This window comes from Burkholderia sp. MSMB1078WGS (genome assembly GCF_001528895.1).
Taxonomy (GTDB): Bacteria; Pseudomonadota; Gammaproteobacteria; order Burkholderiales; family Burkholderiaceae; genus Burkholderia.
The window spans coordinates 73,398-87,032 of sequence record NZ_LPDI01000079.1 but is presented as its reverse complement, the minus strand read 5'-3'; the positions used below and the strand labels follow the sequence as shown (position 1 = coordinate 87,032).

Annotated in this window: 11 protein-coding genes; 3 read left to right on the top strand and 8 right to left on the bottom strand. The window is 67.7% G+C overall.

Going from position 1 to position 13,635, the window contains the following annotated elements:
* Positions 1-4 precede the first annotated feature (4 nt).
* From dnaJ to grpE, 4 genes are all read right to left on the bottom strand, one after another.
* On the bottom strand, positions 5-1,141 hold the full coding sequence (gene dnaJ, locus WT24_RS18695; protein WP_034206478.1) for a molecular chaperone DnaJ: 1,137 nt from the start codon (positions 1,139-1,141) through the stop codon (positions 5-7).
* A gap of 253 nt (positions 1,142-1,394) precedes the next feature.
* Positions 1,395-3,347, bottom strand: a complete 1,953-nt coding sequence (gene dnaK / locus WT24_RS18690; RefSeq protein WP_059501040.1) for a molecular chaperone DnaK — start codon at positions 3,345-3,347, stop codon at positions 1,395-1,397.
* A 148-nt stretch (positions 3,348-3,495) separates the two neighbouring features.
* Positions 3,496-3,936, bottom strand: a complete 441-nt coding sequence (locus WT24_RS18685) for a thioredoxin family protein (RefSeq protein WP_060035440.1) — start codon at positions 3,934-3,936, stop codon at positions 3,496-3,498.
* A 10-nt stretch (positions 3,937-3,946) separates the two neighbouring features.
* Entirely contained in the window at positions 3,947-4,492 is a 546-nt protein-coding gene (gene grpE / locus WT24_RS18680; protein WP_034206475.1) for a nucleotide exchange factor GrpE, read from the bottom strand.
* Between the two features lie 352 nt (positions 4,493-4,844).
* Here grpE and WT24_RS34945 point away from each other — a divergent pair, with 352 nt between their 5' ends.
* On the top strand, positions 4,845-5,006 hold the full coding sequence (locus WT24_RS34945) for a hypothetical protein (protein WP_006476841.1): 162 nt from the start codon (positions 4,845-4,847) through the stop codon (positions 5,004-5,006).
* Here WT24_RS34945 and WT24_RS18675 read toward each other — a convergent pair.
* From WT24_RS18675 to hrcA, 3 genes are all read right to left on the bottom strand, one after another.
* Entirely contained in the window at positions 4,978-5,385 is a 408-nt protein-coding gene (locus WT24_RS18675) for an RNA-binding S4 domain-containing protein (RefSeq protein ID WP_034206474.1), read from the bottom strand. The genes WT24_RS34945 and WT24_RS18675 overlap by 29 nt on opposite strands.
* A gap of 256 nt (positions 5,386-5,641) precedes the next feature.
* Positions 5,642-6,706 (bottom strand): ferrochelatase, encoded by a 1,065-nt coding sequence (gene hemH, locus WT24_RS18670; protein WP_059791790.1) that lies wholly within the window; start codon positions 6,704-6,706, stop codon positions 5,642-5,644.
* Positions 6,707-6,841: 135 nt separating this feature from the next.
* Entirely contained in the window at positions 6,842-7,864 is a 1,023-nt protein-coding gene (hrcA, locus tag WT24_RS18665) for a heat-inducible transcriptional repressor HrcA (RefSeq protein WP_011544637.1), read from the bottom strand.
* Positions 7,865-7,995: 131 nt separating this feature from the next.
* Between hrcA and WT24_RS18660 the strand changes: the two genes are divergently transcribed.
* Entirely contained in the window at positions 7,996-8,898 is a 903-nt protein-coding gene (locus WT24_RS18660; RefSeq protein ID WP_034206472.1) for an NAD kinase, read from the top strand.
* Between the two features lie 19 nt (positions 8,899-8,917).
* Positions 8,918-10,567, top strand: a complete 1,650-nt coding sequence (gene recN / locus WT24_RS18655; protein WP_059501037.1) for a DNA repair protein RecN — start codon at positions 8,918-8,920, stop codon at positions 10,565-10,567.
* Between the two features lie 90 nt (positions 10,568-10,657).
* Here recN and glnE read toward each other — a convergent pair whose 3' ends face one another.
* Positions 10,658-13,459 (bottom strand): bifunctional [glutamate--ammonia ligase]-adenylyl-L-tyrosine phosphorylase/[glutamate--ammonia-ligase] adenylyltransferase, encoded by a 2,802-nt coding sequence (gene glnE / locus WT24_RS18650; RefSeq protein WP_060035438.1) that lies wholly within the window; start codon positions 13,457-13,459, stop codon positions 10,658-10,660.
* Positions 13,460-13,635: the final 176 nt, after the last annotated feature.

The window sequence follows — 13,635 nt, the reverse complement described above, 5'->3', positions numbered from 1 at the left end:
GCCGTTACTCGAAGAAGCTCTTCACCCGGTCGAACCAGCTCTTGCTCTGCGGGCTGTGACGCGCGCCGCCCTCGGCCAGCGATTTCTCGAACTGCTTGAGCAGGTCGCGCTGGTGATCGGTCAGCTTCACCGGTGTCTCGACCTGCACGTGCACGTACAGATCGCCCGCAATGCTCGAACGCAGCCCCTTGATGCCCTTGCCGCGCAGGCGGAACGTCTTGCCCGACTGCGTGCCTTCCGGCACCGGGAACGACGCGCGGCCGGCCAGCGTCGGCACCTCGATCTCGCCGCCGAGTGCGGCGGTCGTGAACGGAATCGGCATCTGGCAGTGGAGATCGTCGCCGTCGCGCTCGAACACCGCGTGCGGCTTGATGTGGATCTCGACGTACAGGTCGCCCGGCGGCCCGCCGTTGATGCCCGGCTCGCCGTTGCCGGCCGAGCGAATCCGCATCCCGTCGTCGATCCCGGCCGGGATCTTCACTTCGAGCGTCTTGGTTTCCTTCACCTTGCCCGACCCGTGGCAATGCGCGCACGGTTCCGGGATATAGGTGCCCGTGCCATGGCACTTCGGGCAGGTCTGCTGGATGCTGAAGAAGCCCTGCGACATGCGCACCGTGCCCTGGCCGTGACAGGTCGGGCAGGTTTCCGGCTTCGTGCCGGGCTTCGCCCCCGACCCGTGGCAGACTTCGCACGACACCCAGCTCGGCACGCGGATCTGCGTGTCGTAGCCGTGCGCGGCCTGCTCGAGCGTGATTTCCATGCTGTAGCGCAGGTCGGCGCCGCGATACACCTGCGGGCCGCCGCGGCCGCCGCGCGCGGCACCGCCCGCGGCCTGGCCGAAGATGTCGCCGAAGATGTCGCCGAATGCATCGGCGAAGCCGCCGAAGCCCTGCGCGCCCGCACCGCCCATGTTCGGATCGACGCCCGCGTGGCCGTACTGGTCGTACGCGGCCCGCTTCTGGCCATCCGACAGCATTTCATAGGCTTCCTTCGCCTCCTTGAAATGCTCTTCCGCATCCTTGCTGTCCGGATTGCGGTCAGGGTGATACTTCATCGCAAGCTTGCGATATGCCTTCTTGATTTCGTCGTCGCTCGCGTTCTTCGCGACGCCCAGAACCTCGTAGTAATCCCGTTTCGCCATATCGATTCACTGTGCCGCCACGCTTCGCGCACGCGGCGGCTCCTTTCGCCCGCAGTAAAGTCTCTCGACTCGTCTGGCGCTGCACCGTCCGCGGACGGCTCACGCAGCACCCGCCAAAAAACAAATGTGCCCGGAGGGCCGCAAGGCCCGCCAGGCGTGGAGTCGATCCGGCCATCCGGAAGGAAAGACAGACCGCTTGTCAGCCGCGCCGCGCGCGTTTCGCGCGCGGCGTACGGTGCCATGGCAACCCGGCTCAGTCCTTCTTCACTTCCTTGAACTCGGCGTCGACGACGTCGTCGGCAGCCTGTTGCGCACCACCCGCATGGGCCGCGCCTTCCGCCGCACCGGCCGCGCCGGCCGCACCCGCCTGCTGGGCCTGCATGTCGGCGTACATCTTCTCGCCGAGCTTCTGCGACACCTTGCCGAGCTCCTCGACCTTCGCATCGATCGCAGCCTTGTCGGCCGACGTGTCCTTCAGCACGTCCTCGAGCGACTTCAGCGCCGCTTCGATCGCTTCCTTCTCGCCCGCGTCCAGCTTGTCGCCGTACTCGGTCAGCGCCTTCTTCGTGCTGTGGACCAGCGCGTCGCCCTGGTTGCGCGAATCGGCCAGCTCGCGCAGCTTGTGATCTTCCGCTGCGTTCGCTTCCGCGTCCTTGATCATCTGGTCGATTTCAGCCTCGGACAGGCCCGAGTTCGCCTTGATCGTGATCTTGTTTTCCTTGCCGGTCGCCTTGTCCTTCGCGCCGACGTGCAGGATGCCGTTCGCGTCGATGTCGAAGGTCACTTCGATCTGCGGCACGCCGCGCGGTGCCGGCGGGATGCCTTCGAGGTTGAACTCGCCGAGCAGCTTGTTGCCCGCCGCCATTTCGCGTTCGCCCTGGAACACCTTGATCGTCACGGCGCTCTGGTTGTCGTCGGCCGTCGAGTACACCTGAGCGTGCTTCGTCGGGATCGTCGTGTTCTTGCTGATCATCTTCGTCATCACGCCGCCGAGCGTCTCGATACCGAGCGACAGCGGGGTCACGTCGAGCAGCAGCACGTCCTTGCGGTCGCCCGACAGGACCTGGCCCTGGATCGCCGCGCCAACCGCGACGGCTTCGTCCGGGTTCACGTCGCGGCGCGGATCCTTGCCGAAGAATTCCTTCACCTTCTCCATGACCTTCGGCATGCGCGTCTGCCCGCCGACCAGGATCACGTCGTCGATGTCCGACACCTTGACGCCTGCGTCCTTGATCGCGATGCGGCACGGTTCGATCGTGCGCTCGACGAGGTCTTCCACCAGCGCTTCCAGCTTCGCGCGGGTGATCTTCAGGTTCAAGTGCTTCGGGCCCGACGCGTCCGCCGTGATGTACGGCAGGTTGATTTCGGTCTGCTGGCTCGACGACAGCTCGATCTTCGCCTTTTCGGCGGCTTCCTTCAGGCGCTGCAGCGCGAGCACGTCCTTCGACAGGTCGACGCCCTGCTCCTTCTTGAATTCGCCGATGATGTAATCGATGATGCGCTGGTCGAAGTCTTCGCCGCCGAGGAACGTGTCGCCGTTGGTCGACAGCACTTCGAACTGCATTTCACCGTCGACGTCCGCGATCTCGATGATCGACACGTCGAACGTGCCGCCGCCGAGGTCGTACACGGCGATCTTGCGGTCGCCCTTCTCGGCCTTGTCGAGGCCGAACGCGAGCGCGGCTGCCGTCGGCTCGTTGATGATCCGCTTGACTTCGAGGCCCGCGATACGGCCGGCGTCCTTGGTCGCCTGGCGCTGGCTGTCGTTGAAGTACGCCGGCACCGTGATCACGGCTTCCGTGACCGGCTCGCCGAGGTAGTCTTCCGCCGTCTTCTTCATCTTGCGCAGCACTTCGGCCGACACCTGCGGCGGCGCGAGCTTTTCGCCGTGCGCTTCGACCCATGCATCGCCGTTGTCGGCCTTGATGATCGAGTACGGCATCAGGCCGATGTCCTTCTGGACTTCCTTCTCTTCGAAGCGGCGGCCGATCAGGCGCTTCACCGCGAACAGCGTGTTCTTCGGGTTGGTCACCGACTGGCGCTTGGCCGGCGCGCCGACGAGGACTTCGTTGTCGTCCATGTAGGCGATGATCGACGGCGTGGTGCGCGCGCCTTCCGAGTTCTCGATGACCTTGACCTGGTTGCCTTCCATGATGGCGACGCACGAGTTCGTGGTGCCGAGGTCAATACCGATGATCTTTCCCATTTTTTCCTAATCTCCAGAAATGCTTGTTTGCTGCACGAAACACCGCGTTTTTGGGCGGTTTCGCACGCCAGAATTCAACTCTGTTCCCGAAATGCGTCCGTCCGATCCGTTTTCAAGACCCGACGAGCGATGCGGATATTAAATTTTTTCAATCGCCGCCGGCTAGCGGATCGTGCCGGCCACCGGTGCTTTCGCCGGACGGCGCACCCGCCGCGGCCATCTTCGCGCGTGCCGCCGCGACGGCTGCCTGGAACTGCGCGAGGCCATGCCAGCCGGTCGCGCGGCCCAGCCGCTTGCCTCGATGGAAGAAGAACCACGTCGGCACGCCGTGCAGCCCGAAGCGGCGCCCCAGCTGATGGTGCTCGTACACGTTGCAATGGAACCACTTCAGGCCCAGCGCGCGGATGGCGCCGGGCTGCGCGAGCATCGCCTTCTTCGCGATCTCACAGTTGAAGCAGTCGACGCCCCAGAAGAACACCACGGCCAGCGCATCGCCCGCGCCGTCGATGGCCGCGTCGAACGTGTCGGCGTCGAGCGCCTGCATGTCGAACGCGTCGAACGCGGCCGGATCGACGCCGGCGGGCACCATGTCGGCCGCCTTACTTCGGCTGGGCGACGGTGACGAGCGCCGGACGCAGCACGCGATCGGCGATCATGTAGCCCTTTTGCAGCACCGTGACGACGGTGTTCGGCTCCTGCTCGGCCGGCACCATCGAAATGGCCTGGTGCTGGTGCGGATCGAACTTCTCGCCGACCGGGTTGATCGCGACGACACGGCCTTTCTCGAGTGCGCTCGTCAACTGGCGCAGCGTCAGCTCGACGCCTTCGCGCACCTTCGCGATATCGCCGGAGGTATCGCTGACGGCCGCTTCCAGGCTGTCCAGCACGGGCAGCAGGTGTTCCGCGAAGCTCTCGATCGCGAACTTGTGCGCCTTCGACACGTCGTCCTGCGCGCGGCGGCGCACGTTCTCGGTCTCGGCCTTCGCCCGCAGGAAGCTTTCCTGGAGCTCGGCGACCTTGGCTTGAGCCTCCGCGAGCGCCGCGTCGGCGGCTTCGGCGGCGGGCGCGGCGCCTTGCGCCGCCTGCTTTTCGCTACCGATGTCTTCGGCCGATTGGGTAGCCGGGTTCTCTTGCGTGTTTTCCATGTCGCTGAAAGTCGATTAGAGGTTGAAGCCAAATCGGCAACCGTCGGACGTATACCCGGCGGCACCGCACATTGATGGTGCAAATAAGGGCGAAAACTGCGATTTCAAGAGGGTCATTCGCCGGCATTCGCCAATGCCGTGAAACAACCGCGCGTTTCCTGGTGCAGGCGTCGCATAGTTCGCCGGATCGGGCGAAACGGCCTGTAACAACGCTTACCCGGCAAGTACTAGCTCCGCACAGGCCCGCTGCACTACACTCCACTCAAGCGTCGGAAAAGCGTGTTTACCCTAGCTGACCGCCGCCCGACATCCACCTGGCGCCGTTTTCACCCTTGTTCTCGAGGGGAGTACCGTGAAACTGACCTTTGCGATATCGGTGGTCGCGCTGGTACTCATTGCCGGCACCACCACCATCTGTCTGTCGGGAGCCGTCACCGACCGCACGACCGAATACGGAAGCGCGCGGGCGACGTTCGACCAGATGTTCAGCTCCCACCAGAAAATCTGTCGATGATGCGCCGGTCGCGCTTCGTCGGCCGGCCGTGCAGCCCGGCCGCCGGCTCGCGATACGTGCGGCGCCGCTCCAGTTCGGCGAGCCGCGCGGCCCGCCCCGCTTCCGTTTCCTCATAGAGCGTCTGCGCGACGCTCGCGGGGCCGCGCACGTCGCACACGCCCAGCACGGCAATGTGCCAGACGATGCCGTCGATCGCAATCTCGACCTCGTCGCCCACCCGCACGTCCTTCGCCGGCTTGACCGCTGCACCGCCGATCTTCACGTGTCCCTTGTCGACCGCATCGGTCGCGAGCGAGCGCGTCTTGAAGAACCGGGCCGCCCACAGCCATTTGTCGATGCGCAGCTTCGCGCCCGGTTCCGTGGAAATCTTGTAGTTCATGTCAGCCTCCGCCGGGCAGTCCCAAGGAGGCTGACCACCCCCTCGGGGGGCAGCGAACGAAGTGAGCGTGGGGGTCGTTTCATCTCAGCCTCCGCCGGGCAGTCCCAAGGAGGCTGACCGCCCCCTCGGGGCAGCGAACGAAGTGAGCGTGGGGGTCGTTTCATCTCAGCCTCCGCCGGGCCGCCCCAAGGAGGCTGACTGCCCCCTCGGACAACAACGGCGAACGAAAAGCGCGTGGAAATCGTTTCATCTCGTCTCAACCGACCGTTTCGGGCTGCGCGGCCTTGACGGGCCAGCCCTGCAGATTCTCCGCGACGATCTCGCCGAGCGCGCCGATCCACGCGGACGCGCCGTTCAGACACGGAATGCGGTGGAAGGTCTTGCCGCCGCCGGCGAGGAACTCGTCGCGCACTTCCATGCCGATTTCCTCGATCGTCTCCAGGCAATCGGCCGTGAAGCCGGGACAGAACACGTCCGCCCGCCGCACGCCCGCCTCGCCGAATTCGCGCAACGTCGGCGCGGTGTACGGCTGCAGCCATTCGGCCTTGCCGAAGCGCGACTGGAACGTGACGCGGCATTCGGTACCCGACAGCCCGAGCGCGGCCATCAGCAATGCGCCGGTCTGCTGACACTGATCGTGATACGGGTCGCCGAGGTCGAGCGTGCGCTTCGGCACGCCGTGGAAACTCAGCACCAGCTTGTCGCCGGCCGCGAAATCGGGCCGGCCGTGCTGCGCCCAGTACTGGCGCACCTGTTCGGCCAGCGCATGAATATAGGCCGGATGGTCGGCGTAGTGCCGCACCGTGCGCACTTCCGGCTGATTGCGCATGCGCGCGAGTGCGTCGAACGCGGCATCGAACGCGGTGGCCGTGGTCGACGCCGAGTATTGCGGATACATCGGCATCAACAGCACGCGCTCGACGCCCGCGCGCTTGAACTGCGCGAGCGCGTGCGCAATGTTCGGGCTGCCGTAGCGCATCGCGTAGTCGACCGTCACGTGATAGCCGTTCGACACGAGCAGGTGCCGCACGCTGTCGGTCTGACGCTCGGTGTACACGCGCAGCGGCGAGCCCTCGGGCATCCAGACGGCCGCGTATTTCTTCGCGGATGCACGGCCGCGCAGCGGCAGGATCAGCGTGCGCAGCAGCACCTGCCAGACGGCCTGCGGGATTTCGACGACCCGTGGATCCGACAGGAATTCGGCCAGGTAGCGCCGCACTGCGCGCGGCGTGGGCGCGTCGGGCGTGCCGAGATTGATCAGCAGCACACCGATGCGATGGGCGGCCGCGATATTCGAAGGCGGCTCAAGATCGAAACGCATGGGCAAGGACGTGCTCGAGGCACGGGACCGGATGGCCTTCAATTATAACGGGCCGCCCCGTGCCGTTCGGCCGACTGTCGCCGCAAGCGGCGCCGCGGCACGATAGCGGGGCGGGATCGGGCTGGCGGTCGCCGGTTATTGCTGGCTCAGCGTGAGAGACAGCAGGCGCGCGGTGATGTCGACGATCGGTATCACGCGGTTGTACGCCATCCGGGTCGGGCCGATCACGCCGAGCGTGCCGACGATCTGCCCGTTCACCTCGTACGGCGCGGTGACGACGCTCATTTCCTCGATCGGCACGAGCGTCGATTCGCCGCCGATGAAGATCTGCACGCCCTGGGCGTGGCTCGACACGTCGAGCAGTTGCAGGAGGCCCGTCTTTTGGTCGAATACGTCGAACAGCTTGCGCAGCCGCGCCATGTCGGACGACAGGTCCGCCACTTCGAGCAGGTTGCGCTCGCCGGAAATCAGCACGGTGTCCTCGGTGTCGGGCACCTCGGTGCTGGCCGTCACGGCCGCGTGCATCAGCGTCGTCATGTCGCCGCGCAACTGGTCGATCTCGTCGCGCAGGCGGCGGCGCACCTCGTCGAACGACAGGCCGGCGAAATGCGCATTGATGTAGTTGGACGCCTCGGTCAGCTGCGACGGCGAATAGTCGCGCGGCGTCGCGAGCATGCGGTTCTGCACGTCGCCCTCGGGCGTGACGATGATCAGCAGGATGCGCTTGTCGGACAGGCGCATGAACTCGATCTGCTTGAACACGTGGCTGCGGCGCGGCGTCAGCACGACGCCCGCGAACTGCGACAGGTTCGACAGCACGCTCGCGGCGGCGGCGACCACCCGCTGCTGCGGCTCGCCGGCCTGCAGCGTGTTCTGCACCTGGCGCGCGACGGCCTCGGCGTCGATCGGCGCCTCGACCGTCAGCATCGTATCGACGAACAGCCGGTAGCCGCGCGGCGTCGGCACCCGGCCGGCCGACGTGTGCGGGCTCGACACGAGGCCGAGCTCCTCCAGGTCGGACATCACGTTGCGGATCGTCGCCGGGCTCAGCTCGAGCCCGGAGTAACGGGACAACGTGCGCGATCCGACTGGCTGACCGTCGGCGATATACCGTTCGATCAGGGTTTTCAGGAGGGTTCGTGCGCGAGGATCTAGCATGGTGGAAAATTTTAGCGCAACCGCGCGAGCGCGGCGAGTGGCGTCGTCCACCGTTGCGCGGGCCGGCCCGATCCGGCCCCGTCGGCGCACAGCCGGTTCTTTTCGTCAACGAGCTATGGTGTAATGCCGGCATGAAAACCGGTAATCAGTTCAATACTGTCGCGCTCGTCGGCCGGAGCAACACGCCCGGCATCGCCGAGCCGCTCGCCACGCTGGCCGACAGCATCGCCACGCTCGGCTTCGAGGTCGTGTTCGAAGGCGAGACCGCGCGCGAAATCGGCATCGCCGGCTACCCGGCGCTCACCCCGGCCGAAATCGGGGCGCGAGCGGACGTGGCGATCGTGCTCGGCGGCGACGGCACGATGCTCGGCATCGGCCGCCAGCTTGCGCCCTACCGGACACCGCTGATCGGGATCAACCACGGGCGGCTCGGCTTCATCACCGACATCGCGGCATCCGACATGCAGGCACTCGTGCCCGTGATGCTGGCCGGCAAGTTCGAGCGCGAGGAGCGCTCGCTGCTCGAGGCGCGGATCGTGCGCGACGGCGAACCGATCTACCACGCGCTCGCGTTCAACGACGTCGTCGTGAACCGCAGCGGCTTCTCCGGGATGGTCGAGCTGCGCGCGTCGGTCGACGGCCGCTACATGTACAACCAGCGCTCGGACGGCCTGATCGTCGCGACGCCCACCGGCTCGACCGCCTATGCGCTGTCGTCGGCAGGCCCGATCCTCCATCCGCAGCTGGCGGGCATCGTGCTCGTGCCGATCGCGCCGCACGCGCTGTCGAACCGGCCGATCGTGCTGCCCGACGATTCGAAGATCGCGATCCAGATCGTCGGCGGCCGCGACGTCAACGTGAACTTCGACATGCAGTCGTTCACGTCGCTCGAACTGAACGATACGATCGAGGTGCGCCGCTCGAAGCACACGGTGCCGTTCCTGCACCCGATCGGCTACAGCTACTACACGACGCTGCGCAAGAAGCTGCACTGGAACGAACACGCATCGAACGAAGACGACAAGGCGTCCTGACGCCGCTCCGCCCGACACCATGCTCCGCCACCTCTCGATCCGCGACTTCGTCATCGTCGCCGCGCTCGATCTCGAATTCGACAGCGGCTTTTCCGTCTTTTCCGGCGAAACCGGCGCCGGCAAATCGATCCTGATCGACGCCCTCGCCCTCGCGCTCGGCGAACGCGCCGACGCGAGCGTCGTGCGCACCGGCTGCGGCCGCGCCGACATCACCGCCGAATTCACGCCGCACGACCGCGTCGCGCGCTGGCTCGACGAGCACGCGTTCGACGCCGAGGACACCGTGATGCTGCGCCGCGTGATCGACGCGAACGGCCGCTCGCGCGCATTCATCAACGGCACCAGCGCGACGCTCGCGCAACTGCGCGAACTCGGCGAGATGCTCGTCGACATCCACGGCCAGCACGCGCACCAGCTGCTGATGCGGCCCGACGCGCAGCGCGAGCTGTTCGACACGCACGCAGGGCTCGTCGCCGATGCCGCGAACGTCGCGCGCGCGTGGCGCGTGTGGCGCGACGCAACGCAGGCGATCGATGCCGCGAAGGCGCACGAGCGCGAATTGCAGCTCGAACGCGAAAAGCTCGCGTGGCAGCTCGCCGAACTCGACAAGCTCGCGCCGCAAGCCGGCGAGTGGGACGAAGTCAGCAACGAACACAAGCGCCTGTCGCATTCGGCGAACCTGATCGAAGGCGTACGCGGCGCGCTCAACGCACTGTCCGAGTCCGACGACGCGATGCTCGCGCAGCTCGGCGCGATCGTGTCGAAGCTGCGCGGCCTGGCCGACTACGACACCGCGCTCGGCGATGCGCTCGCGTCGCTGGAGCCGGCCGAGATCCAGTTGCAGGAAGCCGTCTATTCGCTGTCGCACTATGCACAGCGCGTCGATCTCGACCCCGAGCGGCTCGCGCAGGTCGAAACGCGTCTCGACGCGCTGCACTCGACCGCCCGCAAGTTCCGGCTGCCGCCCGACACGCTGCACGAAGAGCATGCGGCGCGCCGCGCGCAACTCGCCGCGCTCGACGCGGCCGCCGATCTCGGCGCGCTAGAGGCGGCGCAGGCCAAGGCGAGGGAAGCCTATCTTGCCGACGCCAAACGCCTGTCGAAGGCGCGCGCGCAGGCTGCCAAGGCGCTCGGCACGGCCGTCACGGCCGGCATGCAGGAATTGTCGATGGCGGGCGGAAGCTTCGAAGTCGCGCTCGTGCCGCTCGCGGACGGCGGCCCGCACGGGCTCGAGCAGGTCGAATTCCGCGTGGCCGGTCACCCGGGCGTGCCGCTGCGGCCGCTCGCGAAGGTCGCGTCGGGCGGCGAACTCGCGCGGATCAGCCTCGCGCTCGCGGTGATCGCCAGCGCGGCGAGCCCGACGCCGACGCTGATCTTCGACGAAGTCGATACGGGAATCGGCGGCGGCGTCGCCGAAGTGGTCGGCCGCCTGCTGCACCAGCTCGGGCGCGACCGCCAGGTGTTGTGCGTGACGCACCTGCCGCAGGTCGCCGCGCGCGGCGACCATCATTTCCAGGTGGCGAAGGGCGCCGACGAACGCGGCGGCACGGTATCGACCGTGGTTGCGCTCGACCGCGCGAGCCGGATCGAGGAAGTCGCGCGGATGCTCGGCGGGCTCGAAATCACGGCCACCACGCGCAAGCACGCGAAGGAAATGCTGGCGGCCTGATACTGCCGCCTGTCCCGCTCGAGCCGAACGGGCTCGCCCATCCGATTCAGGGCGGTATGCGGATCGATGCCGCGCCCGCCCTGCCTTCGTTCAAACGCCCGTTTCAACCGCACCGAACACACGCGTCCACAGCGCCGTCACGGCCGCGCGCTCGTCCGCCACCACCGCTGGATCGACGCGCGCCTTCTCCATCCCGTCGAGCCGCAGCTTGTGCTGCAGCTTCCGGTATTTGCGATACGCCGCGCCGACGCGCTCGGCCTCGTCCTCGCTCATCAACCCGAAGCGCGCGACTTCGCGCAGCAGCGCGATGTTGCCGGTATTGCGGATCAGCTCGGCGTCGCTCGACGCATGCAGCAGCACCCAGTACTGGACGATGAATTCGATGTCGACCATCCCGCCGCGATCGTGCTTCAGGTCGAACAGCTCGGTCTGGTTCGGGTGGCCGGCGAACACCTTGCCGCGCATGTCGACGATCTCCTTCGCGAGCACGCCGCCGTCGCGCGGCGTCGTCAGCACCTGCTGGCGGATCGCCTCGAAATCCGCGCCGATTTGCGCGTCGCCCGCGCTGTAGCGGGCACGCGTCAGCGCCTGGTGCTCCCACACCCACGCAGTGTTCGCCGCATCGCCCTCGCGCAACTGATAGCGGCGGAACGCATCGAGATCGGTGACGAGCAGGCCTGCCTCGCCGTTCGGCCGCAGCCGCAGGTCGATGTCGAACAGCGCGCCCGCGCCGGTCGCGGTCGTGAGCCATGTGATCAGGCGCCGCGTGAAGGTCGTGTAGACGTCCGCCGAACGCTCGTCCGGATCGTCGTACAGGAAGATCAGGTCGAGATCCGACGCATAGCCGAGCTCCTTGCCGCCCAGCTTGCCGTACGCGATCACCGCGAACTTCGGCACGTCGCGGTGGCGCTTCGCGAGCTGCGACCAGACGACTTCGATCGTCACGTCGAGCACCGCGTCGGCCAGCTCGGACAGCCGGTCGCTCACGTGCTCGACCGACAGTTGCCCGGCCAGATCGATCAGCAGGATCCGGAACACTTCCGCGTGCTGCGCGTGGCGCAGCAGGTCCATCTGCTGCTCGGGGCCGTCGGCCGCCGCGAGCCGCGCACGCAGCGCATCCTTGAACGCGGGCCAGTCGAACGGGCTCGCGATCGCCTCGTCGTCGAGCAGCTCGTCGAGCAGCTGCGGGTGGCGGATCAGGTAGCCGCCGCCCCAGCGCGTCGCGCCGAGCACCGACAGCACGCGGTCGAGCGCGGCCGGATATTCGGTCAGCAGCGCGAGATAGACGCCGCGCCGGCTGACCGTCTCCAGCAGGTCGAACAGGCGCACGATCGTGTCGTCGCGGCGCGCGGCGTCGATCTTCGGCGCGGCGTCGAGCGCGCGCTGCGCGACGCTGTCGAAGCGCTGCCGGCTCTTTTCCGGCAGCCCGGTGTAGCGCGACGATTGCCAGATCGCGCGCAGCCGCGCGAGCACGGCGGCCGGATCGGCGAAGCCCAGGCCGTCGAGGCGCGCGACCAGCGCGTCGTCCTCGCCGTCGTCGGCCAGCGCGCCGCTCCAGATCCACGCGGCGGCCGTGTCGTCGCCGGCCGCGCACGGCGCGCCGCTCGCCTTGTCGGCGAAGATCTGGTCGAACTGCGCTTCGACGAACGTGCGATGGCCGTCCAGCACCGTCATCAACGCCGCGTAGTCGGCAAAACCGAGCGACGCGGCCAGCGCCGCGCGCTCGTCGGGCTCGACCGGCATCGCGTGCGTCTGCGCGTCGTTGCGGTACTGCAGCCGGTGCTCGAGCGTGCGCAGGAAGTTGTAGGCGTCGGTCAGGCGGGCACACACGTCGTCGCCGATCAGCCCGCGCGCCTGCGCATGCCGCAGCACCGCGAGCGTCGGCCGCACGCGGAATCCCGCATCCTGGCCGCCGCGGATCAACTGGAACACCTGCGCGCTGAACTCGATCTCGCGGATCCCGCCGCGCCCGAGCTTGATGTCGTCGGCCTTGTCGGGCCGCATCGACGCGCGCCGCGCGGCTTCGTGCCGGATCTGCTGGTGCAGCGAACGGATCGCGCCGATCACGCCGAAATCGAGATAGCGGCGGTAGACGAACGGCTTGACGATCGACTCGAGCTGCGACGCCAGCCGCCGCGCCGCATCGCTGTCGCCCTCCGACACGAGTCGTCCCTTGATCCACGCATAGCGCTCCCACTCGCGCCCCTGCACGTAGAAATATTCCTCGAGCATGCCGAGGCTGCACACGAGCGGCCCCGAATCGCCGTTCGGGCGCAGCCGCATGTCGACGCGAAACACGTAGCCGTCGGCCGTGACCTCGGACAGCACGCCGATCAGGCGCCGGCCGAGCCGCGTGAAGTATTCCTGCGTGGACAGCGGCGAACGTGCGCCGCCGGTGGTCTCGCCGTCGTCCTCGTAGACGAAGATCAGGTCGATGTCCGACGACACGTTCAGTTCGCGGCCGCCGAGCTTGCCCATCCCGACCACGCCGAGCACGACGCGCTGGCCGTCGGCGCCGCGCGGCTCGCCGTACAGCGCCTCGAGTTCGGCCGACAGCAGCGCCAGGGAGCGCTGCACGGCCACTTCGGCAAGATCGGTCATCGCGCCCGTCACCTCGGCGACGTCCGCCAGCCCGCGCAGGTCGCGCTCCGCGACCGCACCGAACGCCTCGGCGCGCAGTTGCCGCAGCGCGCGCTTCAGTTGCTCGTCGCCCGGCGCGGCCGCGCCGGCCGGCGTCGCGAGCAGCTCGGTCAAGCGCGCGTCGAGCTGCGCGCGGCCGAGCGGCGCGGCCGCCCACGCGGCGACCTGCTCGGCCAGCGCGGGTCGAGCGGCAGCCGCGCGGGCCAGGTATCGGGAGTAGGACGTGCTGATCAGGGCGGAAGCGTCGGTCATCGAGAAGCGGGCCTGGCGGAAAGGCCGGGGGCAGCGGGCCGGCGCGTGCGCACCCCCGCTGCCCCCGGCCTCATGGACTCGGCGCGGCCTCGCCGGACGCTCGTGCGCCCGTCGCGACACCGCGCGCCGGAAAGCCCGTGCCGCGCTGCCCCAACGGCCGCCGGCACGAACCCGTG